A 991-nucleotide genomic window follows, 5' to 3' on the forward strand; every position below is an offset into this window, starting at 1 on the left:
CCAACTAAAAACGCCACGCCAGTGGTCCTCGCCTCGGGGTCCACTTCACACGGCGTGAACATCGACCAGTTCGCCATGTCGGCGCCCCAGTCCATCGCCATCTTGTACGGCTCAGACTCATAATCAGTAGCAGACGGTCGCGGCGATATGGACCGCGGCCAGGAAATTGACGGCGAGCCGGTCGTACCTGGTGGCCACACGGCGGAAATCTTTCAGCCTGCAGAACATGCGTTCGATGGCGTTGCGGTTGCGGTAGAGGACCCGCGAGAAGGTACTCTTCCAGCGCCGGTTCACCTTCGGTGGGATGTTCGGCATGGTGCCGTTGGCCTCGACCTGACGGCGGATGGCGTTCGAGTCGTAGCCCTTGTCGGCGTGCAGGATGCGGGCGTCGGCAACTGCTTCGGGAGGCCGTGGCCGGCCGTACAATCGGCGACGTTGCCGCCGGTGAGCAGGAAGGCGATGGGCCTGCAGTCGCGGTCGGTCAGCGCGTGGATCTCGGTCGTGCGACCACCCCGCGAATGACCGATCACCTGCGTCCGCTCCCCCCTTTCCCGCCGGTCGCCGAGCGATGCGCCTCGACCGCGGAGCTGTCGATCGGGACCTGCTCGGCCGGGCCACCCGCACTGGCCAGAGCATGGAAGAGGTTCTTCCAGATGCCCTTCTCGGCCCACCGCACATAGCGATTGTAGAGCGTCTTCCGGGGGCCGTACGCCGCCGGGGCATCGACCCGTCGACCGCCCGATTTCAGCACATGCACGATGCCGCTGATCACCCGGCGATCGTCCACCCGCGCCTTGCCACGCGTGTCGGCCGGCAGATGCGGACGGATGCGCTCGAACTGCGCCTCGGTCGGCCAGAACGGATCTCGATTCATCACGGCTCCTCCCGGAGACCGTGAATCACGAGCCGCTCACGCAGCCGACATTTTTATGGGTCTGGGCTCTAGTACTACAGTTGCGGATATTTGAATCCGCGAGACTTGTAGTGCGCG

General features: G+C 64.8%; 1 pseudogene. It reads right to left on the bottom strand.

The features are described from left to right. Positions 1 to 123: 123 nt before the first annotated feature. A pseudogene (locus A33M_RS23380) lies at positions 124 to 874 on the bottom strand (IS5 family transposase). Positions 875 to 991 lie beyond the last annotated feature (117 nt).

The sequence above is a fragment of the Rhodovulum sp. PH10 genome (genome assembly GCF_000293785.1).
Classification (GTDB): domain Bacteria; phylum Pseudomonadota; class Alphaproteobacteria; order Rhizobiales; family Xanthobacteraceae; genus Rhodoplanes.